The sequence below is a fragment of the Chryseobacterium sp. B21-037 genome, assembly GCF_028570785.1.
In the GTDB taxonomy this organism is placed as follows: Bacteria; Bacteroidota; Bacteroidia; order Flavobacteriales; family Weeksellaceae; genus Chryseobacterium; species Chryseobacterium proteolyticum.
In genome coordinates this window covers 4,431,616-4,452,558 of sequence record NZ_JALGCB010000001.1, presented here as the reverse complement: position 1 = coordinate 4,452,558, position 20,943 = coordinate 4,431,616, and the positions used below count along the sequence as shown (strand labels likewise).

The window sequence follows — 20,943 nt, the reverse complement described above, 5'->3', positions numbered from 1 at the left end:
GTATGTTGTAAGGTAGCTGAATTGTGAAATTGTATTTAATACATTATTATTCTACTATTCTGCTCGCTTACTTTTTAGCCAATTGCTCTCAGCTCAACTATTTTGTTTCTTCCGGCATTTCCGTTTGAGATTCCGCTATTTCCTTTTTGGGGAATTTGGGTTGAAGAATTTTAGATATTAGTCCGGTCCATCCTGTTTGGTGGGAAGCTCCTACTCCACGTCCTGTATCACCGTGGAAATATTCATAAAAAAGAATGTAATCCTTAAAATCAGGATCTGTCTGAAACCTTGGATACTGTGAATTGACCGGCCGATTTCCATTTTCATCTTTAAGGAATATTTTTGCGAGTCTTTTACTTAGAGCATCTGCGATCTCCTCAAGATTAGAATAATTTCCACTGCCAGTAGGATATTCTACCATAAAATCAGGACTATAATAAAAGAAAAAACTTTGAAGACTCTCAATAATCAGAAAATTAATAGGAAACCAGATAGGACCTCTCCAGTTACTATTTCCACCAAAAAGCCCACTATCACTTTCTGCAGGTGTATATTTTACAGAATAATCAACCCCATTGAGATTAATTGTATAAGGATTTTTTTCATATACTTTGGATAGGGCGCGCACACCATAATCACTTAAAAACTCGTTTGGATCCAGCATTCTGCTGAGGAGCCTCTTTAAGCGATGTCCTCTCAGCAGGGAAAGCAAATGCTTTGAATCCTGTCCCTTCACTTCCCAGTGCGAAACAAGGGCTGCCAGTTCGGGTTTGTTTTCCAATACCCAATGCATCCTCTTTTTAAAATTAGGAAGTTTTTCAATCACCTCATCGTCAATTACCTCAACCGCAAACATAGGAATGAGCCCCACTATTGTCCTTAATTTAAGATACATATGATTTCCATCACTGGAAGCAATAGCATCATAAAAGAACTCATCTTCTTCGTCCCAGAGGCCAAAGTTTTCATCACCCATATTATCAAGAGAATGGGCGATAGAAAGGAAATGTTCAAAGAATTTCATTGCCATCTCTTCATAAACCCTGTTATAGAGAGCCAGTTCTAAGGCAATTCTCATCATATTGAGTGCGAACATCGCCATCCAACTGGTTCCATCCGCCTGTTCCAGCTGTTCTCCATTCGGGAGTGTACTGTTTCTGTCGAAAACGCCTATATTATCAAGTCCTAAAAATCCGCCTTCAAAAATATTATTCCCATTGTTATCCTTTTTATTCACCCACCATGTAAAGTTCATCAATAGCTTCTGGAAAGCACTTTCCAGAAATTCAAGATCAGGCTTATCCTTCAGATATTCATCGATTTTAAAAACTTTAAAAACCGCCCAGGCATGAACGGGTGGGTTTACATCACTAAAATCCCACTCATAGGCAGGTAACTGCCCGTTAGGATGCATATACCATTCGAACAGGAACAACTTTAACTGATATTTAGCAAAATCGGGATCAATCAATGAAAAACTTATGGCATGAAATGCCAGATCCCAGGTTGCATACCATGGATATTCCCATTTATCAGGCATCGAAATGATATGTTCATTATTCAGGTGTTTCCAATCGTAATTTCTTATTCTCCCACGGGATTTAGGTGGAGGCATTTCTGCGGGATCACCTTTCAGCCACTTTTCAACATTATAATGATAATACATTTTATTCCACAACAAGCCTGCAAATGCCTGCCTCTGAATCAGCTTTTCATCATCAGACCGGATTCCTTTCTGGATGTCATTATAAAAATCATCAGATTCTTTTTTTCTTGAATTGAAAATTGTCTCAAAATCCTGAAATGGTTCTGATAATTCTTTATCGGAGAGCCTAAACTCAAAGGTCTTTGTTTCTCCTGCATTAAAATCATCTTCAATATAAAAAGAGGCTTTTGTTCCCTTATTCTCCGGATTTATGGCCGATAAATTCTGATTAATGATAAAGTCATTAATTCCGTCCTTACAGTATCTTGATTTATTAGCCGAACGATATATCCGTTCATTATTGGTCTCATTATCACAAAACAATGTTTTCCGGGATTGTTTGGAATAGATATTTCTGACCTCAAGTTCCTTATGCTCAATTTTAATCTTTGAAAATTCTTTTGAGCTTAGCAGAGGCTTATAATCATCATATCCCCAACTCCAGGTATTCCTGAACCAAAGTGTTGGTAAGATGATAAGCGGAGCTTCATTCTCAGATTTATTGGTAACCGTTAATTGTATTAAAATATCATTTGCCCCTTCTTTAGCATATTCAATGAAGATATCGAAGTATTCGTTTCTTTCAAAAATACCGGTATCTATCAATTCATATTCATCTTCATTTTTACTTCTTCCTGCATTGATGTTTAGCAGATCTTCATATGGAAAAGCATTCTGAGGATATTTATAAAGCATTTTCATGTAGGAATGGGTAGGTGTGGAATCGAGGTAATAGAAATATTCTTTAACATCTTCACCGTGATTTCCCTGGCCGTTTGAAAGACCAAAGAAACGCTCCTTTATCATCTTATCTTTTTTATTCCAGAACCCTATGGAAAACACCAATTTCTGCCAGTCATCACAAATCCCGCAAATCCCTTCTTCCCCCCAACGATATGCCTTCGCTTCAGCAATATCATGATTGGTATAATTCCAGGCATCTCCATTCGCACTATAATCTTCACGTACCAATCCCCATTCCCTATTGCTTACATAAGGACCCCATTTTTTCCATTGTATATCAGAAAGTCTCTGCTGTTCTGTCATATATGTAGTTTTAAGAATGAAATAGTAAATTAAAGGCAGATCATTATTTATCCGCCTGTGGAAAAGCTTTCAAAAGTCGTCATTCCTCCATCTACAAAAATGCTGGTTCCTGTTATATAATCTGCAAGATCACTCGCCAGAAAAGCGGCCAGGTTTCCGATATCTTCCGGTTGTCCGATTCTATTGTATGGAATTAGATTAAGAAGACTGTTGAGTGCTTCCGGAGTATCCCAGGCATTTTTATTTATTGGTGTCTGGATAGCCCCAGGACAAATAGAATTAACTCTAATTTTTTGTGCTCCATACTCTTGTGCCAGGGTTTGCATCAGCATACGGATAGCCCCTTTACTTGATGCATAATTGGCGTGGCCTCCCCATGGAATAATTTCATGGACAGAACTGATATGAATGATTTTCCCACAAGCCTTAGAACGAGAAAGATCTATTCCCCTGCGAAGAAACTCCTTAATTGCTTCTCTGGCACAAAGAAATTGTCCGGTAAGATTAACCCCAATTACAGCATTCCACTGATCCATGGTCATTTCGGTGAATTTAGCATCTTTCTGAATCCCGGCGTTATTAACAAGAATATCCACAGTTCCGAATCGGGAAATCACTTCCTGAAACATAGCGATCACCTGATCTTCTTTCGAAACATCACACTGATAGGTGATTCCTTTTCCTCCAGCATCCGTTATTTCTTTTAAGACAGCTTTGGCTTCCTCAACGGATCTTTCTGAAGAATGATTAACAATGACCGTGGCACCTGCTGAAGCTAAGGATTTAGCGATTCCTGTACCTATTCCACTTGATGCTCCCGTAACGACAGCTACCTGATTATGAAGGGATATTTCCATATTTTTTATTTGATGTTACTCAAAGTTAGTGGAAAGATCGCGCCAAGCAGAATTTTTTTACTTTAAAATTTTCTTAAAGTTTTTTATACATCAGCCGTTGCGGACCACTCCGTCCCATTCTGGTTTTCCCCTCGAATATGTAGCCTACTTTTATGTACAGCTCATATGCAGAAATATTGTTTTCGTTGACAGCAAGAACGATTTCATCACAATCTTTAAAATGATTCTTTACAAAATCATCTACAAGGCTCATAGCAGCTTTTCCAATGCCTCTCCCCTGAAAATCGGGATTAATAGACAATGATCTTAATAAAACAGATTTCGTATTATGGGTAAGATCCAGTTTATCATCACCGAAATCCAAGGCAAAATAGCCTGCAGGATTCTCATTTTCAAAGATCGTCACAGAAAATCCTTTACCATCATTTCTTTCTCTGATTCTCTCTATAGCAAATTCGGCAGTTGATGTATACTGCGATTGAACGTCATCCAATGTATAGTTAACTCCGGAAAAATCTTCGGGCTTGTAAAATTCTAAATGAATCATATTAATGGTGGTAAATATCGTTATACATCACTCCAGCACGGATCTCCACAGGTAGTTTATTTTCTTCGGGAACAACCGGACAGTTATAATCATAAGCGTTATATGCACAATACGGTTGATAAGACTGGTTAAAATCCAGAATAAGAGTATTTCCTTTCGGAATTTTAAGGTCCATATATTTTCCGCCACCATAAGTTTCTTTTCCATTGGTGAGGTCACGGAAAGGAAGGAAAAGATAGTCTTTATATTTTTCTTGTTTTAAAAGATCCAGACTTTGATATAAAGTAAGCGTATACTCCTGCCCTTCCAACGTAAAGCTAGCCTTACCATATTCTTTATATTGTTTAGTCTTTCCTGATGAAGTAGGAATTTCAAACGGTTCAGCATTAGCTGTTCGTACCAGCTTAGCTTGTACTCTGTATTTTAGATCCACAGGAAAAAAAGGATGTGCTTTAAAATTTGTAAAATTATCTCCTCTTAAAGGAGTTTCTTTAGGATTTAAATACTCTGCATTAAGGTTCTTCTGGAATTTTTTAATTTCAGCCTTCTCCTTAAGGATTGATTTCTGTGAAAAAACGAAACAAGGAAACAGCAGCAATAGTAACAGGTATCTTTTCATTATTCATCTATTAAAGGTTAAAATTACAATAAAAAGTCCCATTAATTTTAATTAAAAATTATAATTTTTTGTGTTTTTCTAGCATAGTTTTTGGAAAATAACGAACATGAATAGAAAAGAGTTCATTACAACAGGTATCATTGGAATATCTGGCTTTTACTTTTTAGGTACGCATCTTTTATATGGTTCCGCTCCAAAATCTCCTGAAAAAACAGAAATTTTGGATGCCCCTGTCATTATTATCGGTTCCGGATACGGAGGCGCCGTAGCAGCTTTACGCTTATGTGAGGCGGGAAAAAAAGTATTAATGCTTGAAATGGGACTGAATTGGGAAAAATCCGGGATTCCTTTTTCCAACTTATTAAAACCCCGAGAAAGTGCTGCATGGCTGAAAAAGAAGACCATTGCACCTTTTATGAACCTGTTCTCTTTAAAACCTTTTACAGGTGCATTGGACCGACTGGATTTTGAACATATCAATATCTGGATGGGAAGAGGTGTTGGTGGAGGATCTATCGTAAATGGCGGAATGGCTGTAACCCCTAAAGAAAGTTATTTTAAAGAAGTTTTTCCACAGCTCGATGCCGAAAAGTTTTATGATTACTATTTTCCTCTTGCCAGAAAAGAGCTGAAAGTCAATGTGATTGATGAACAGTTTTTGCATGATTGTCCTTATTATAAATTTACAAGAGTAGGTGAAGAAGAGGCTCATAAAGCAGGCTTTAAAACCATCCGTGTTCCGAATGTGTATGATTTCAAATACATGGAGAGAGAATATAAAAATGAAGTTCCGAGATCTGCACTTAATACGGAAGTGATCTATGGAAATAATCACGGTAAAAACAGTCTTGATAAAACGTATTTAAAAAAAGCATCAGACACGGGAAATCTTGAAATACTGGATCTCCATTCAGTTACTTCCATCAAATTAAATGATGACAAAAGTTATACACTGGATGTTAAACAGATCAATACTTCAGGAGAACTTATCAAAGAGAAAATTTTTCATTGTAAAAAGCTGATTGTATCTGCAGGAACTATGGGAACTTTAGAGCTTCTTTTAAAATCCAATGCGAAAAACCAGCTTCCACTCAACAGTAATGTAGGGGAAAATTGGGGTAATAACGGAAACTTTATGACCGGTAGAAATTGGGTCAGACCTCTGTCCGGAGGTACAGGAGTTCAGCAATCCACTATTCCTGTAGGTGGAGTTGATAACTGGGAAGATAAAGAACATCCTTTTTTCACGGAGATTGCGCCATTACCAATGGGTATGGATGTGGCTACTGCATTATATCTGCTAATCAACAGGGTTGATAAAAAGGGAAAAGTATCTTTTGATACCACAACTCAAAGACTCCATATTGACTGGAATGAAAGTCATACAAAAAAGATGAGAGAGAATGCAGATTATTTTATCCGGAAAATGAACCGGGCTAATGGAGGTACCAGAAGCCATTTTCTTTTTAAAAATGGTTTTGGGCCTAATATATGTTATCATCCGTTAGGAGGTTGCGTATTAGGTGAAGCCACCAATCAATATGGTAAATTAAAAGATCATGAAAATCTTTTCATCCTGGACGGATCTTTAATTCCGGGAACCATTGGCGTAAATCCTTTTGTAACGATTGTTGCAATTACTGAATACTGCATTGAAAACTTAATCAGGCAAAATGAATTCGACTAATCCTGAGTCTTTATTATCGTAAGGTACTTTCGTACTTTACTTTCATGCTCTTCAGGATATGAAGTTTCGAGCTTTCTGGCTAGGTCAGTTCCTATTTCATGAAAAAGATCTGCATATGCCAATAAAGCATTCCAGTTTTCTTCAATACTACTTCCGGAAAAAGTAGCTTCAATCCTTTTCCATAGATCTGGAGACAAATACTTTTTGAAAAGTCTTCCGTGTTTATTGGTCGTTATATTGTTCCACCCGTTTTCACTGGCAATATACCATTCCAGCAAAGGAACAAGATAATCAGTTCTGATTACATCCTCACTCATAAATTTAGCATAAAAAATATCTTCACGCTTAAGGCATTTTGCCACATAAGTTGTGTCCCACCAGAAATCATTCATCAGTTGCTGAAATCTTTCCGTTGTGGGTTTTTTAATCATCACAGACTGGTAAGTCGGGGCCTTTAGATTCTTTGTCAACTCATCTTTGTCGATCAGAACTTTATAGCCTACGTCCCAATCTTCAGGAAGCTCATCTTTTTTTATTTCTTTTATAAATTCAGATTTTTCATAGAGTTTGAAGTCCACCTTCACAAGATCTTCATACAAAACCATTTTCATTGCATGGACTCCGTCAAAAAATGTTTCATCTTCTTCTACCATTGACATGGGCGCCCCAAAAAGTTCCAACCATGACTTATCAGATTCATATGGTTTCATTTTTTCAAAGACAAGTTCAATATCCAGATCACTAAAATCATCAACAGGAGCATAAGGATTTACTAATGAGCTGGTTAACAAAACAGCACGAATATCCGGATTCGTTTTTGCCCAGTCAATGATCTGTTGTAATTTTTTTTCTCTGATTTTCATTTAATAAGATTCTGATATTTTCACTCTGTATACATCCATTGCATTTCTCTTAATGGATTGTACAAAAAATCCACCTTCTTCAGGAATGACTTCTTTAAGATCAAAACTTTTACAATCTTTTGGCAATCCTGAAAATATGAGTGTAAACCAAAAATCCCGCATAAAAGGAACCGGAGTCCAGTCCGGAAATATTGTAATATTTTCAGCGTGGATCAGCTTACTTTGATGCTCCGAACTGTTATCAAAAAGATACGTGGTATTCCATATCCGGATCAGGTTGCCCAAAAAAGGAGAGGCCGGGAAGCAGCAGTGCACAATAACCTGCTTCTCCTCTTCCACTTTTGTCTTAAGGGATTCAAGAAGTTCTCTGGCAATAATAGGCTTTACAACAATTTCTTCCACGACTTTATATGAATAATAATATCCTGCAAATTTATTTAAATTTCAATTGAAATGTATATTTTGAATGGATTATGATTGTGTTAAGGAATTTTTATTGGAAAAGTACTTTTCAATATAAAAGCCGATTCCAATGAATCGGCTTTATTACTATTATTGATATTAATTTATTCTTTGATATAAATAATGCTTCAGAGAAAATATCGCATCAAAATTTCAGCACTTCCCATCAATTTCACTACGGACATTTTTTAATTCAAGAAGCTTATCTCTAATATCTTTTATCTTTTATCTTTTATCTTTTATCTTTTATCTTTTATCTTTTATCTATACTAATAATGCAGCTCCAGCTTCTCTTTCGTATAAGCTCTCACTTTATCTGTAAGTTCAGGATTATCTGCAAGTTTTTGTCCGTAAGAAGGGATCATTTCCACTAATTTGTCTTTCCACTCCCGTGAAGTTTTTCACCGAAGCACTTCTCAAGAACATTAAGCATAGCATAAACAGCAGTAGAAGCTCCCGGTGAAGCCCCCAGTAAAGAGGCAATGGTTCCACTCTTATTAACAACCACTTCGGTTCCGAATTCCAGTTTTCCGCCTTCCTTTTCATCTTTTTTAATAACCTGAACTCTTTGTCCGGCTACTTTTAATTCCCAGTCTGCTTCATTGGCATCTTTAACAAACTCTCTCAAATGCTGCATCCTTTGAGCTTTCGTCATGGCTACCTGCTGAATTAGATATTTTGTCAATGGAATATTATGCCACCAGGCTCCAAAAAGGGATCGTATGTTTTTTGTATTCACACTTTCAGGAAGGTCAAGATAACTACCCTCTTTTAAAAACTTGGTTGAAAAGCCGGCGAAAGGTCCAAACAGGAGTGCTTTTTTACCGTCAATAATTCTAAGGTCAAGGTGAGGAACAGACATTGGCGGAGCATCTACTGTAGCCTGTGTGTATACTTTAGCCTGATGTTTTTCTACCAGCTCAGGATTATGCGTTACCAGCCATTCACCCGAAACAGGAAAACCTCCATACCCTTCACTTTCCTTAATATCTGAACTATCAAGCAACGGAAGCGCATAACCTCCGGCACCGATGAATACAAAATCTGCAACTACTTCTTGTTTGTGATTGTGAATCCTGTCTTTAACCTTCATTTCCCATTGTCCATTTTCTCTGGGATCAATATCTTTTACTTCATGATATAAAAAAACCTCTACATTGGAATCTTCTAATAAATGTCTTCCCATTTTTCGGGTAAGGGAACCAAAATTAACATCCGTTCCCAGATCCATTTTGGTTGCTGCCATTACTTCAGAAGCATTTCTCTTGCTCATCACTAAGGGAATCCATTCCCGCAGTTTTTCATGATCCGTAGAATACTCCATTCCTTTAAATAAAACGGATTTCACCATCTTATCATGGCGCTTTCTCAGATATTCTGCGTCCTTATCTCCAAATACCAGACTCATGTGAGGACATGAATTGATAAAATCTTTTGGATCTTTGATATATCCCTTTTGAAGTAAATAGGACCAAAATTGTTTGGAAATTTCAAATTGTTCTGCAATACTTTCTGCCTTTGAAATATCAATGGTCCCATCTTCTTTTTCCGGAGTATAATTCAATTCGCAAAATGCTGAATGCCCTGTTCCGGCATTATTCCAGGCTGCTGTACTTTCTTTGGCAAACCTGCCAAGCCTTTCAAAAATTGCGATCTCCAGATCGGGATCAAATTCGTGGAGTAATGTGGCTAAAGTGGCACTCATGATACCACCCCCAATGAGTACAACGTCATATTTTGGTTTTGGCGTTCTGCTTATAAGCGAATGTGACATAACATAAAATTTACTACTAATTTCGTGAAAAGTTTTAAAAAGAAGATTGCGTTTAAGGATTTTAACACAAAAGTTATTAAGAATATCTAACCTGTATCTGCACTAGAAAAAGTACAAAATTTTAGGTTAAATTTTGTACACCATTCAGATTATGGAATGATGAATACGAAATGCTTCTAATTAGACATCAATTTACTTCTCAATTCCCAGAGTCTTAACCAATTCCCTTGCCGCAGCACTTCCAGCTCTGTTTGCTCCGATAGTGGAAGCTGAAGGTCCATAACCCACCAAATGAATTCTCGGCTCTTTTGAAACTTCAGTGGCAAGTCTTCCGGACATGATGATACCTCCACCTTCTTCCTTAGGCAAAACAGCATCTAAATGAGACAGAGACCAGCGGAAACCCGTATTCCAAAGAATGACATCAGCTTTTTCCTGTCTTCCGTCTTCCCATTTAACACCTTCTTCCGTAATCTCGCTGAACATAGGAAACCGTTTGAGAACACCTCTTTTTTCCATATTTTTAATTTCATCAGTAACAGGTAATCCCGTTACCGAAACAACAGATGTTGGCAATAATCCGCTTCTCACTCTTTTATCAACCATCGCAACTGCTAAACTCCCGGCCATATCATCAAACGGTCCTTCACGAAATTCCGGAGGCCTTCGTGTAACCCATGTAGTGGTGGTTACTTTTGAAATCTGATCCAGCAATTGAATCGCAGAAATACCACCTCCGACAATGATCACGTGTTTTCCCCTGAAGTATTCAGCATTTTTAAAATTCCGAGTATGCAGCTGTTCCCCCTTAAAAAGCTTAGCACCCGGATATTCCGGGATGTATGGATTTTCCCAGGTTCCCGTAGCATTAATGATGCCTAATGCAGAAAAGGAAACAGACGATGTATCAATATAAAACCGTTCTCCGTTCAGGCTCACTTTTTCAACCTTTACGGGCCGATAGACCTGTAACCCAAACTCTTTCTCATACAAATCATAATAATGCGGAACGGCAATATTAGCACGAACTTCCTTTTCATCTCCCTGAATAGTTTCTTCAAATGACATTCCCGGCAGATCATGAATGCGGTTTACTGTACTCAAGGTCAGGGAGTCCCAACGGGATTGCCATGCACCTCCAGCTGAAGGTGCAGCATCTAAAATAATAAAATCCCGACCGATTTCCAGTCCCATTTTTTTGAGGTGATATGCTGTAGAAAGTCCGGCTTGCCCGGCTCCAATAACTGTAATTTTTGTTTTATACCAAATTTTTCCTGCCATTTCAGATTTTTTAACGCCAGCCCAATTCAGGAGCCACATATTTCAAAATGGATTCAAGTACATGTACATTGTAATCCACACCCAATGTATTGGGAATTGTCAATAATAAAGTATCTGCTTCCTGAATGGCTTCATCCTGAGCCAACTCCTTAATGAGCTGTTCCGGTTCAGCAGCATAACTTCTTCCGAAAATAGCACGTTGGTTCCCCTCTAAAACACCTATTTTATCTGTTCTGTCGGCTTCATGTCCGAAATAATATCTATCCTGATCGTTGACGATTGCGAAAATAGACCGGCTCACAGAGACTCTCGGGGTCCGTGTATGTCCTGCTTTTTTATAAGCCTCTCTATACAAACGAATTTGTTCAGCCTGCTGTATGTGAAAAGGTTTTCCACTTTCATCAAACTTCAAAGTAGAGCTTTGCAGATTCATACCGGTTTCTCCCGCCCAAACTGCAGTGGCATCCGAAGCAGAGCCCCACCAAATGCGATCACGTAATCCTTCAGAATGGGGTTCTATCCGCAATAATCCTGGAGGATTAGGAAACATCGGATTAGGGTTAGGTTGAGCAAACCCTTCTCCTCTCAACAAATCAAAAAACTCCAAACCTTTACGACGTCCCATATCGACATCTGATTGTCCATCTTCCAAATCATATCCGAAGTATCGCCAACCATCAATGACCTGTTCTGGCGAACCTCTACTGATGCCTAATTGTAACCGGCCTCCAGAAATCAAATCTGCTGCGCCGGCATCTTCTACCATATACAATGGGTTTTCATACCGCATATCGATGACACCCGTTCCGATTTCAATTTTTTTGGTTTTGGCACCAATAGCCGCTAACAAAGGAAACGGCGACGCCAACTGGTTAGCGAAATGATGTACTCGAAAGTACGCTCCGTCAATCCCAATTTCTTCTGCAGCTACAGCCAGATCTATGGATTGCAACAGAGTGTCACCTGCTGTTTTGGTATCATATGAAGGATGATTTCCCCAATGTCCAAACGATAAAAATCCTATCTTTTTCATGTATCTAATTTACAAAATGTAATCTCTTGAAATATTATCATATGGTAAGTTCGGAATAGAACAAGTCCTTACTATTTACCAATACATTTCAGATACAAGACAGATTGCATTCCGTTTTTATAAACACTGAACTGGATCAAAGATCTGTGCCCCGATAAAAATAGTCTCCAATAAAAAAACATCAGCAAATTGCTGATGTTTATATTCTGTCCTGTAACTTTCAAGTCGTTTTAGTTCAATTTTGCGGTCAGCTTTTTAAACTGTTTTTCTGCATTTTTACCTTCATACAGAATTCCATAAATGGTATCAACAATCGGAAGTTTCAGATTTTTTTGTTTAGCCGTTTTATAAATAGAGTTAGCAGCGTAGTATCCTTCTGCTACCATGTTCATGGACTGGATAGCAGATTTTACAGTGTATCCTTTTCCTATCAGATTCCCTAAACTTCTGTTTCTGGAAAACAATGAATAGGCCGTCACCAATAAGTCTCCCAGATAGGCACTTTCATTAACATCTCTCGGTGCCTCATATATGGCTTCAAGGAATGTTTCCATTTCTCTGATCGCATTCGACACAAATACGGCCGTGAAGTTGTCTCCATAACCCAAGCCACTTGCTATTCCTGCACCAATGGCGAAAATATTTTTAAGGATTGCACTGTATTCGTTTCCTAAGATATCTTTACTTGAGTGGACTTTTATAAAATCGGAATTAAAGATATTCAACAGTTTTTCGGAAACTTCATCCTCTACAGTGGCTACGGTAAGATAAGAAAGACGTTCCATCGCTACTTCTTCAGCATGACAAGGTCCGGCAATTACCGCCTGATTCCGGAATCCGATCTGAAATTCATCTCTCAGATAATGAGCAACCACATCGTTTACTTTAGGAATAATCCCTTTAATTGCAGAAACAAAAATTTTATCTTTATAATCGCAGGTCATCTTATCCAATGTATCTGAAAGATAAATAGAAGGAGTTGCCAGTACAATAATATCACAGGCTGTAACAAGCTCATTGATATCAGTTGTCAGTTTTAAATTTTTAAGATTAAAGTTAACTGCAGTTAAATAAGTAGGATTGTGCCCGCGAAGCTCAATAGCTCCTTTTACAAATTCACTTCGTACACACCAATGTACTACTTTACAGTTTTCAACAAGCATTTTTACAATCGCAGTTGCAAAACTTCCACTTCCTACCACTCCTACGGAAACTTCACTTTTATTCTTTTTCGGATTTGAAGATTCTGAAATAGTTTTCTTTTTCGCCATAATTGAAATGTGAACTGCAAAGATATTAAAACAAAAAATTAAGAACTCTTTCGGAGCGTGATAAAACCTAATTTTTTGAAAACATTAACACTTTCACACAATTAAACCTTTAAATCCACGTTAAATACAGAAATAAGTAAATTTTAATTAAAAATAATTCATAAAACTGTTTTTTAATTAAATTTGCAGGCTAATACTGTTTTAATACTAACTGAAGAAATATGAATAAATTTCTAAGCAGCAAAAAGAAGGTAAATATACTCCTGGGAGGACTTTTACTGGTAGTTTTTGCTCAAGGCATCTTTATAGCTAAGTTATCTTCCGAAAAGGATGATAAAACATACGAAGTAAACCTTGTGAAAATAAACACTGAAAAAGACAGTGTAGATTACTTAAAAATGAAAACAGATCTTACTTTAGTAGATCAAACCGTAGCACAGCTTAACTCATTCCTGAAGTCTAAAGATCTCCCGAGTGAAAAGCTGATGTTTCTGAGTAAAGACAGTATTTCAAACTCTGTCTATCTGGCCAAACAAGCCAACCGTTACAGTCAATATTTAATGGATTTACAAAAAAAACTGATGCAGGTTCCATTGGGAATGCCAACTGACGGATATATTTCCTCCAATTTTGGAGTCAGAAAAAATCCTATTCCATTTAAGACCGTCTATGCTTCCGTAAGGACAAGTGCGGTTGCAGATTCTAAACCAGCAGTTGCCGCAGCTCCAAAACTGGAAGTGAAAGCCGAACCTGTTGAAAAGATCATTGAATTGACAGACAGTTACGGAAATAAAAGAGAGGTAAAAGTAATGGTTACTCCAAAAGCAACCAATGCTGCTACTCCATCCGCTGCATCAACCTCTACAAAAACCTTAGCCGCCAATCCGTCATCTTCCAAAACAGCACCAACAGAAAAAAATAATCCACCTGCCGAAGCAGATCAGATGCAATTTCATAAAGGTCTGGACATTGCTGTTGCTTATGGTTCTGATGTAAGAGCAGCCGCAGCCGGAACCATTATTTTCTCAGGACAGAAGGGAGGTTATGGGAATTGCGTAATTGTTTCCCATGGAAATGGCTTGGCAACTTTATACGGCCATTTATCCGAATTGATCGCAAAAGTAAACGATAAGGTAAAAGTAGGTCAGGTGATTGCCAAATCCGGAAATTCAGGACGTTCCACAGGTCCTCATCTTCATTATGAAGTGCACAAAAACAATACTCCGGTGAATCCGAAATTATTTATGAATTTATAATATAAAAACGGCTGTCTTTTGACAGCCGTTTTTGTTATTTTATTAGAAATTTATACTTGAAAAAGAGACTGTGTAATCCGTTATATCTGAGAGAGTTTTACACACAAAGATTCTATCGTTTTAATTATAATCAATCAAGAATCCGCTAAGGTTGCCGGCTACGTTATGTCATTTAATTCAAATACCTAAATGAATTATTGGATTAAAAAAACTCGGCTGCCTGACGGCAGCCGAGTTTTTACCTATTATTTTATTTCAAGATTTTAAACGGTACTTTAAAATGATCGAACGATCCGTCTTTTCCAGCAATATTCGTATAAATTATGTTTTTATTATAATCCTGAATATGGGTAACATTTTCACCGGTTTTAGGTTCATGCCAATACACCATGAATATATTTTTTGCAATCTCAGTTGCCGTATACTCAACAGTATCTGAAATACCTTTAAAAGCTTCTGTACCACTAAAAGACATCGTTTTATTATCTTTATAATCCAATACAAATTTTCCTTTTCCAAAATCCACTTCAATCTTTCTTCCGATTGCCGGATATGGCGATTTCAGATCCCAGTTCATCTCTCCTAAAAATACCTTAACGCCCATCCCCAACTCATCTTTTCCAGGAAGATCCGGATATTGATTCACCATATATTTCACTACTGCATCTGAACTTTTGTTCTCATGAACGGCTTTTTTATAGTTTTCTAAATACTTTTTAACAAAGTCCAGAGATTGTGGAGACAAATTTAGTTTCGCAAAATGAGACGGAACAACTTGTTGTGGTTGCAAAGCCTTCATTGCGTCAATCTGTGCAATCCATTTATCAATAGCTTCATTGTTTTGAGTATCTGCCATCCAGATATGAGAATCTACAGAAACGGAAATACCTCCAACAATTGTTTTTAACGAAGGAATCCACAGAAAACTATGGGCAGGATCGTCAGGGTTCTGTCTGATCTCAATTTTATTTCCTTCCAAATCGGGAATTGAGTCTACAGCCTGAGGAACATAAACCTCTGAGGGAGCATCCGCTTTCAACTGAGGATTCCATACTGCCAGCTTATCATCTTTAGAAGCTGAAATAAGGTAAGCTGTCTGCGCAGTGGAAATGATCCTTACGTTAGGAAATGCTTTTTTAATAACATCAAGCCCAAAATAAAAGTCAGGGTCGCTGTGCGAAATAAAAACGGTTTTCAGATTTTTGCCTGTCGCCTTTATTTCCTTTACCAACTCTTCCGCATATTGTTTTTGGAATTGTGCATCAATCAGTATGGCATCTTTATCTCCGTAAACAAGAGTAGAGGTAATCGGAAAAATAGCTTTTGCTCCCGGATTATATACTTTTATTTTAAGGTTTCCAGCCCATGCACTCCCTACAAAAACTAAGACAGCCAGTAATGATAATAATTTTTTTCTCAGCATCATAAAATGTTGTTTTGATTAGTAAGCAGCTGTAAAACGTTCACGGATATGATTGTTCTGTTCCAATTCATCTACCAGAACAACTGCTACATCTTCTACTGACAGAATACTTCTTCCCTCTTCATTCAATACCGGAGTTTCTAAAGAAGTTCTGTATTTTCCTGTTCTTGTTCCTACGTTAGCCTGGTTCATTTCAATTGCAGGGCTAAAGAAGGTCCAGTCAAGCGTATTATTTTCTTTGATCTTATTCAAATAATCTCTGGCAGCGGTAGCTCCAGGTTTATATGCTTCGGGAAAATCCGGGGTGTCTACAATTTGTACATGATCCGGTGTATAAAGACTTCCTGCACCTCCTACTACTATAAGTCTTTTTACTCCCGATTTCTCAACTGCTTTTTCAATGTTTTCAGAACCGGTAAGAAAGTCATTGTATAGATTCGGATTTGTCCATCCGGCGTTATAAGTACTGATTACAGCATCAATTCCCTTTAAATTTTCGGCTAGCTGTTCTACATTGTTTACATCAACACTTTTAGCCTTTACTTTGTCATTCTGCTCTACTTTAGAAGCATCTCTTACGATCGCCTCTACTTCATAACCTCTGTTTTCCAATTCTTTCACTACATGTGAACCTACAAATCCTGTTGCACCAATTACTGCTACTTTTTTCATAATGTTTATTTTTAAATTAAATTGTAATAAATTTTGTTACATTTAAGGGTAAAAAATTTTAATTGAATTGATCACAAAACTCCTGTAATGTTTTATCCCCTAAAAACTGAATCACCAACTTTTCTGTTTCACTGAATAATGTGTTTAAGTGATTATTGATCTCTTTTCCGACATTACAAGCCGGATTAGGATTTAGATTTTTTTTACCCAGAACTTCAGTATTTTTTACTGCTGAGTAGATATCAGAAATACGGATTTCGCTCGCATTCCTTGAAAGCTGGCTTCCTCCTTCTTTACCTTGTCTGCTTGCAACCAGACCAGCGTTTCTTAAAACCCCTAACTCCTTACGAACAACCACAGGATTAATATTAATACTCCCAGCCATCCACTCAGAAGTTAACCACTCCTCCGGACTATCTGCCAATAAGGTCATAATATGTACTGCCGTAGCAAATCTTGTATTGTTCATTTTAATTACAGGACAAAGGTAAAACATTTTTTTAATTGTAACAAAATTTATTACAGTTAAATTTTTCTTAAAGTACCAATTTATCCAAATCCAAAAGCAGATAGTTGATGTTCTGATTGATCGTCCTTGTTGCTGATTGCATCTGATTAAGCATTGCTGCACGGTTTTGCAGGTCATCAGCACGATAAAATCCTCCGTCACTAAAAATAACCGAACTGTCTGCAGCTTTCCGGTCATCATCGAACTGATAATGAAGCCATCTTTGTTTCATACTCTGGATGATGGAACTTGATTCTTTATTGGAAAACTTCTTCTCGGTATACATATACCAGATAAATGGTGGAAAATTAGGAGATTCAAGTCTTTCGTTCCATATATCCCTGAGGAGATTTCTTTGATGGATAAACTCTACCTTCTTCCCCTTCGGATTCAGGGTAGCCAATCCGAATCCGGCTCCCAAAGCACCCCCACCAATATCTATTGCACTGCTCCATCCCTCATCTTTTACAATTCCTCCCGCAATGGATGCCGCAGCTCCTGCCACAATGGAGTATAAAATAAGTTTATTATTCCTGGAAGCATTGAGATTATCTACATAACTTCCAATCTGAGCCACCCGCTCTCCTTCGCAATCAAATTCAGCCGCTACAGCATCCAGCTCTGTGAGTGCTATCGTAATTTTACTGTTAATTTTAGTTTTAAGTTGTAAAACTTTAACCTGAGCACTTAGTGAGGTATCTTTTTTAAGTTCCATAATCTGATGCACTTCGTCCAGATTATCCAGAGCATTCAGGATAAGGATACTCTGATCGGAAAACATTCCTTTAAGCTCCTTGTTCGCAGTCAGAATAGAGTCAGAATTATAGGAAGGAAGCTCTTTGCTGTAATTGTATTGGAACGGGGCTTTGCAGTAGCTATCTTTTAAAGTAAGAATATTCTGCTTTATGGCCTGATTTTTTTTGGAAACACATGAAGTTATTAAGCTAAAAATAGCAAAAAGGTAAAGCAGCTTTTTCATTCAATCTATTTTTGTGTAGTTAGTTGTTGAAGGAGATTGCATGCCTTATTAAAAAATAATCTATCACCTATTTAAACAACTTAAAATCTAAAATACGAATTTAAAGTAAATAAAAAAATTTACCCAGAAATCGGGTAAATTTTAAGCTTTATTTAATCAGTAAATTATTTAATTCCCAATAGTTCAACTTCAAAAATAAGGGTACTGTTCGGGCCAATTTCTTTGCTGATCTGTTCCTCACCATAAGCCAGGTTAGGAGGAAGGAATAATCTCCATTTACTTCCTACCGGCATTAGCTGAAGAGCTTCTGTCCATCCGGATATTACTCTGTTCAAAGGAAATGACGCCGGAGTTCCTCTTTTTACAGAGCTATCAAAAACCTCTCCTTTGATTGTGGTTCCGTGGTAGTGACATTTTACCGTATCTTTTGCTTTAGGCAGAGCTCCATTACCTTCTGTAATGATCTCATACTGCAATCCGCTTGGCAAAGTTACAACACCATCCTTTTTGGCATTTTCTTCCATGAAGGCTTTTCCATCATTAAGATTTTTTTCTGCCAGTTCTTTTTTGCGTTTAAATAACATATCTGCTACTCCCATTATTTAATTTTTTACAAAGATAAACTTTCTGAAAAACACTGAAAACCGAATGTTAAGCAGATAAAACACTAAAATAACATTATCTTAACATGCAATTCGAAACTTGGTGTTATAATTGGATTTAAAAATTAATGCCAAGCCCAATATTATATAATAAGAAATTCAATGAACTGACAGAGGAGGAAAAAGAACTTCTTACAATCAACAAAAAAAGTATTTCAGATTTTGTTGAACAGTCATCCATTATCAGCGATGTAGATTATGCGACGCGAAATGCTCATGCCACAACATATGCGGTTCTAAAGGGAGAGTTCAAAGTAAATACAAATCTCCCCGATAATCTGCAACCCTTTTTTGATAAGGAAAAATATGATCTTATCATCAGGTTTTCAAATGCACATCTGAAAATTACAAAATCGAAAAAAGAAATGCCAGCCTACGGTTTTTCAGTAAAAATAAAAGACGAAACCGGCGATGTTCTGGCCAATTACCCATTGGTTAATTTTCCTTTGTTCCCGGTTAACTCAGTAAGTACATTTTTGAAGCTTTTTACCTCACTAAACCAATTTTTTATAAAAAAATGGAACCATGTATTTCCTCTTGCTTACCAGATAATAAAAATAACCCCATCAGTATTCACCTTTTCATTTTTAAAGCATCTGTTCAGGCTGATCAGCCGGCGTAACAATTTCTTCCTTTCATTTGATTTTCACTCTATCGGAGTCTACCGGTTAGGCGAATATATGATCAAAATACAGCTAAAACCTCAATCTCCGGAGAAGAATTTTGGAAAAAAAACAGGTACTCGTGAAGCTATTGAAAATTACTTTTCTTCCAATGAGTATGTGGCGGATGTATTGGTTCAGCTGTGTTGTGATTTAAAGGATCAGCCCATTAATATTTTAAATCGTGAATGGAAGAATGCTCCCCTTATTAAAATAGGTGAAGTACTAATCAAAAAGGATGGTATACTGGAGCGATCGTGTGAACATGAACTCCTGTCTTTTAATCCTTTTGAAAGCAAGACTATTTTCCAGCCTGTTGGTAAAATCCAGAAACTCCGGGATGAAGCGTATAAGGTATCTGTACAAACCCGGCGTAAGATCAATAAACTGTTGCATGGATAACCTTGAAAACAATTGACAAGAAATAAAAAACTTAGGTTCAATAAAAAAGCCTTACTTTTCAGTAAGGCTTTATGATTTATTTTTCTTCAAGCTTTTCTTTTGCTTCGTCCTCTTTTTCAGGGAACATGATTGATAAAATAACTGAAATCACCAGTACTCCACCCACGACCCCTAATGAGATTGGTGATGAAATATGAATCCATGGTGCAATTAACATTTTAACTCCAATGAAAGATAGGATGATAGCTAATCCGTAAGGTAATTTACTGAACATATGAATAAAATTCGCTAATAGGAAATACAATGATCTAAGTCCTAGAATTGCAAAAATATTCGAAGTATAAAGAATGAACGGATCATCTGAAATCGCAAAAATAGCAGGAATTGAATCTACAGCGAAAAGAACATCTGTAAATTCTATTACTCCTACAACAACCAAAAGTGGAGTCGCCATTCTGATCCCGTTTTTAACGGTAAAGAACTTATCTCCATCATAATTATCGGCAACTTTCCAGAAGCTCTTGATAAGCTTTGCCCCGGCAGTATTACTGAAATCTTCATCCTCATCATCGCCTCCGTCACCCCAGGATTTAATACCGGCGTAAATAAGGAAAATACCAAAGAGTGCCATTACAATATTAATCTTAACAGCTTCACCAAAAATGTGCATTTCAGGTAAATAAGTTAAATTGATCAGCTCGACTCCTGCAAAAATAAATATCGCCCTGAAAATCAACGCGCCTATAATTCCCCAGAACAAAACTTTATGATGTAAATATTTCGGAACTTTAAAAAATCCGAAAACAAGGATAAATACAAACAGGTTATCCACCGAAAGGGCTTTTTCTATCCAGTAAGCAGCCTGGTACTGGGTAAACTTTTCTACAGCAAGATGATGCCCATCAGCCTGATTGAACACCCAATATACCACTCCTGAAAAGATCATGGACAATGAAATCCACACTACAGACCAGATCGTTGCTTCTTTAGATGAAACCTCGTGACTTTTTTTGTTGAAAACTCCCAAATCGAGAAGCAACATGATAACAACCGTTACCGCAAATCCCCACACCAATCCAGGATGCAGTTCTAAAATACTTTGATGTTTTTCCACTTTACTATGTGTTTATTATATACGATAAAAGCAATAGCTGTACAGAGTACAATTATTGCCATTTATTTTAATGCGGTAAATATAACCAATTTCAGCATAACTAAGCCTGACAAAAGTTT

General features: G+C 37.1%; 18 protein-coding genes and 1 pseudogene. 3 read left to right on the top strand and 16 right to left on the bottom strand.

Features of this window, described 5'->3' with window-relative positions; all coding sequences use genetic code 11:
• Positions 1-97 precede the first annotated feature (97 nt).
• The 4 genes from MTQ00_RS19970 to MTQ00_RS19955 form a co-directional block, all read right to left on the bottom strand.
• A complete protein-coding gene (locus tag MTQ00_RS19970; RefSeq protein WP_273650760.1) occupies positions 98-2,752 on the bottom strand; it encodes an MGH1-like glycoside hydrolase domain-containing protein in 2,655 nt (884 codons plus the stop codon).
• A gap of 47 nt (positions 2,753-2,799) precedes the next feature.
• Entirely contained in the window at positions 2,800-3,609 is an 810-nt protein-coding gene (locus tag MTQ00_RS19965; protein ID WP_273650759.1) for an SDR family oxidoreductase, read from the bottom strand.
• 73 nt (positions 3,610-3,682) lie between these two features.
• Positions 3,683-4,156, bottom strand: a complete 474-nt coding sequence (locus MTQ00_RS19960; protein ID WP_273650758.1) for a GNAT family N-acetyltransferase — start codon at positions 4,154-4,156, stop codon at positions 3,683-3,685.
• 1 nt (position 4,157) lies between these two features.
• Positions 4,158-4,775, bottom strand: a complete 618-nt coding sequence (locus MTQ00_RS19955) for a DUF1684 domain-containing protein (protein WP_273650757.1) — start codon at positions 4,773-4,775, stop codon at positions 4,158-4,160.
• A gap of 106 nt (positions 4,776-4,881) precedes the next feature.
• Here MTQ00_RS19955 and MTQ00_RS19950 point away from each other — a divergent pair, with 106 nt between their 5' ends.
• Positions 4,882-6,462: a GMC family oxidoreductase N-terminal domain-containing protein gene (locus tag MTQ00_RS19950; RefSeq protein ID WP_273650756.1), complete on the top strand. Its 1,581-nt coding sequence runs from the start codon at positions 4,882-4,884 to the stop codon at positions 6,460-6,462.
• Here MTQ00_RS19950 and MTQ00_RS19945 read toward each other — a convergent pair.
• The 6 genes and pseudogenes from MTQ00_RS19945 to MTQ00_RS19920 all read right to left on the bottom strand — a co-directional run bounded on the left by MTQ00_RS19945 (position 6,459) and on the right by MTQ00_RS19920 (position 13,146).
• A complete protein-coding gene (locus tag MTQ00_RS19945) occupies positions 6,459-7,325 on the bottom strand; it encodes an AadS family aminoglycoside 6-adenylyltransferase (RefSeq protein WP_273650755.1) in 867 nt (288 codons plus the stop codon). The genes MTQ00_RS19950 and MTQ00_RS19945 overlap by 4 nt on opposite strands.
• On the bottom strand, positions 7,326-7,727 hold the full coding sequence (locus MTQ00_RS19940; RefSeq protein ID WP_172283809.1) for a hypothetical protein: 402 nt from the start codon (positions 7,725-7,727) through the stop codon (positions 7,326-7,328). It lies immediately after the preceding gene.
• Positions 7,728-8,056: 329 nt separating this feature from the next.
• Positions 8,057-9,561 (bottom strand): annotated as a pseudogene (gene mqo, locus MTQ00_RS19935) (malate dehydrogenase (quinone)).
• A gap of 192 nt (positions 9,562-9,753) precedes the next feature.
• Positions 9,754-10,842, bottom strand: a complete 1,089-nt coding sequence (locus tag MTQ00_RS19930) for an NAD(P)-binding domain-containing protein (RefSeq protein ID WP_273650754.1) — start codon at positions 10,840-10,842, stop codon at positions 9,754-9,756.
• A 10-nt stretch (positions 10,843-10,852) separates the two neighbouring features.
• A complete protein-coding gene (locus tag MTQ00_RS19925; protein WP_172283801.1) occupies positions 10,853-11,875 on the bottom strand; it encodes an LLM class flavin-dependent oxidoreductase in 1,023 nt (340 codons plus the stop codon).
• Positions 11,876-12,105: 230 nt separating this feature from the next.
• Positions 12,106-13,146, bottom strand: a complete 1,041-nt coding sequence (locus tag MTQ00_RS19920) for an NAD(P)H-dependent glycerol-3-phosphate dehydrogenase (RefSeq protein WP_172283800.1) — start codon at positions 13,144-13,146, stop codon at positions 12,106-12,108.
• Positions 13,147-13,367: 221 nt separating this feature from the next.
• Here MTQ00_RS19920 and MTQ00_RS19915 point away from each other — a divergent pair, with 221 nt between their 5' ends.
• Positions 13,368-14,402 carry a M23 family metallopeptidase gene (locus tag MTQ00_RS19915; protein ID WP_273650753.1) on the top strand — a complete coding sequence of 345 codons (1,035 nt, stop codon included), beginning with the start codon at positions 13,368-13,370 and terminating at the stop codon, positions 14,400-14,402.
• A gap of 250 nt (positions 14,403-14,652) precedes the next feature.
• On the opposite strand, the gene MTQ00_RS19910 is transcribed toward MTQ00_RS19915, so the two are convergent.
• The 5 genes from MTQ00_RS19910 to MTQ00_RS19890 all read right to left on the bottom strand — a co-directional run bounded on the left by MTQ00_RS19910 (position 14,653) and on the right by MTQ00_RS19890 (position 18,583).
• The gene (locus MTQ00_RS19910; RefSeq protein WP_273650752.1) at positions 14,653-15,828 is read right to left on the bottom strand and encodes an MBL fold metallo-hydrolase; all 1,176 of its coding nucleotides are present in this window, start codon (positions 15,826-15,828) and stop codon (positions 14,653-14,655) included.
• Between the two features lie 15 nt (positions 15,829-15,843).
• Positions 15,844-16,497 (bottom strand): NAD(P)-dependent oxidoreductase, encoded by a 654-nt coding sequence (locus MTQ00_RS19905; RefSeq protein ID WP_172283796.1) that lies wholly within the window; start codon positions 16,495-16,497, stop codon positions 15,844-15,846.
• Between the two features lie 58 nt (positions 16,498-16,555).
• A complete protein-coding gene (locus MTQ00_RS19900) occupies positions 16,556-16,966 on the bottom strand; it encodes an Rrf2 family transcriptional regulator (protein WP_172283794.1) in 411 nt (136 codons plus the stop codon).
• 67 nt (positions 16,967-17,033) lie between these two features.
• Positions 17,034-17,984 carry a hypothetical protein gene (locus tag MTQ00_RS19895; protein ID WP_273650751.1) on the bottom strand — a complete coding sequence of 317 codons (951 nt, stop codon included), beginning with the start codon at positions 17,982-17,984 and terminating at the stop codon, positions 17,034-17,036.
• 164 nt (positions 17,985-18,148) lie between these two features.
• Positions 18,149-18,583, bottom strand: coding sequence for an FKBP-type peptidyl-prolyl cis-trans isomerase (locus MTQ00_RS19890; protein WP_273650750.1), 435 nt, complete (start codon positions 18,581-18,583; stop codon positions 18,149-18,151).
• 131 nt (positions 18,584-18,714) lie between these two features.
• On the opposite strand from MTQ00_RS19890, the gene MTQ00_RS19885 reads away from it, so the two are divergent.
• Positions 18,715-19,710 (top strand): catalase, encoded by a 996-nt coding sequence (locus tag MTQ00_RS19885; RefSeq protein ID WP_273650749.1) that lies wholly within the window; start codon positions 18,715-18,717, stop codon positions 19,708-19,710.
• 76 nt (positions 19,711-19,786) lie between these two features.
• Here the strand turns inward: MTQ00_RS19885 and MTQ00_RS19880 are convergent, their stop codons facing one another.
• Entirely contained in the window at positions 19,787-20,824 is a 1,038-nt protein-coding gene (locus tag MTQ00_RS19880) for a TerC/Alx family metal homeostasis membrane protein (protein WP_172283786.1), read from the bottom strand.
• Between the last annotated feature and the right edge of the window lie 119 nt (positions 20,825-20,943).

What these genes read in the sequence shown, in the direction of transcription:
- MTQ00_RS19930 (WP_273650754.1), bottom strand. Translation starts at nt 10,842, where the DNA reads ATGGCAGGAAAAATTTGGTATAAAACAAAAATTACAGTTATTGGAGCC.
- MTQ00_RS19950 (WP_273650756.1), top strand. Translation starts at nt 4,882, where the DNA reads ATGAATAGAAAAGAGTTCATTACAACAGGTATCATTGGAATATCTGGC.
- MTQ00_RS19885 (WP_273650749.1), top strand. Translation starts at nt 18,715, where the DNA reads ATGCCAAGCCCAATATTATATAATAAGAAATTCAATGAACTGACAGAG.
- MTQ00_RS19920 (WP_172283800.1), bottom strand. Translation starts at nt 13,146, where the DNA reads ATGGCGAAAAAGAAAACTATTTCAGAATCTTCAAATCCGAAAAAGAAT.
- MTQ00_RS19955 (WP_273650757.1), bottom strand. Translation starts at nt 4,775, where the DNA reads ATGAAAAGATACCTGTTACTATTGCTGCTGTTTCCTTGTTTCGTTTTT.
- MTQ00_RS19925 (WP_172283801.1), bottom strand. Translation starts at nt 11,875, where the DNA reads ATGAAAAAGATAGGATTTTTATCGTTTGGACATTGGGGAAATCATCCT.
- MTQ00_RS19915 (WP_273650753.1), top strand. Translation starts at nt 13,368, where the DNA reads ATGAATAAATTTCTAAGCAGCAAAAAGAAGGTAAATATACTCCTGGGA.
- MTQ00_RS19960 (WP_273650758.1), bottom strand. Translation starts at nt 4,156, where the DNA reads ATGATTCATTTAGAATTTTACAAGCCCGAAGATTTTTCCGGAGTTAAC.
- MTQ00_RS19945 (WP_273650755.1), bottom strand. Translation starts at nt 7,325, where the DNA reads ATGAAAATCAGAGAAAAAAAATTACAACAGATCATTGACTGGGCAAAA.
- MTQ00_RS19890 (WP_273650750.1), bottom strand. Translation starts at nt 18,583, where the DNA reads ATGGGAGTAGCAGATATGTTATTTAAACGCAAAAAAGAACTGGCAGAA.
- MTQ00_RS19965 (WP_273650759.1), bottom strand. Translation starts at nt 3,609, where the DNA reads ATGGAAATATCCCTTCATAATCAGGTAGCTGTCGTTACGGGAGCATCA.
- MTQ00_RS19895 (WP_273650751.1), bottom strand. Translation starts at nt 17,984, where the DNA reads ATGAAAAAGCTGCTTTACCTTTTTGCTATTTTTAGCTTAATAACTTCA.
- MTQ00_RS19910 (WP_273650752.1), bottom strand. Translation starts at nt 15,828, where the DNA reads ATGATGCTGAGAAAAAAATTATTATCATTACTGGCTGTCTTAGTTTTT.
- MTQ00_RS19900 (WP_172283794.1), bottom strand. Translation starts at nt 16,966, where the DNA reads ATGAACAATACAAGATTTGCTACGGCAGTACATATTATGACCTTATTG.
- MTQ00_RS19905 (WP_172283796.1), bottom strand. Translation starts at nt 16,497, where the DNA reads ATGAAAAAAGTAGCAGTAATTGGTGCAACAGGATTTGTAGGTTCACAT.
- MTQ00_RS19970 (WP_273650760.1), bottom strand. Translation starts at nt 2,752, where the DNA reads ATGACAGAACAGCAGAGACTTTCTGATATACAATGGAAAAAATGGGGT.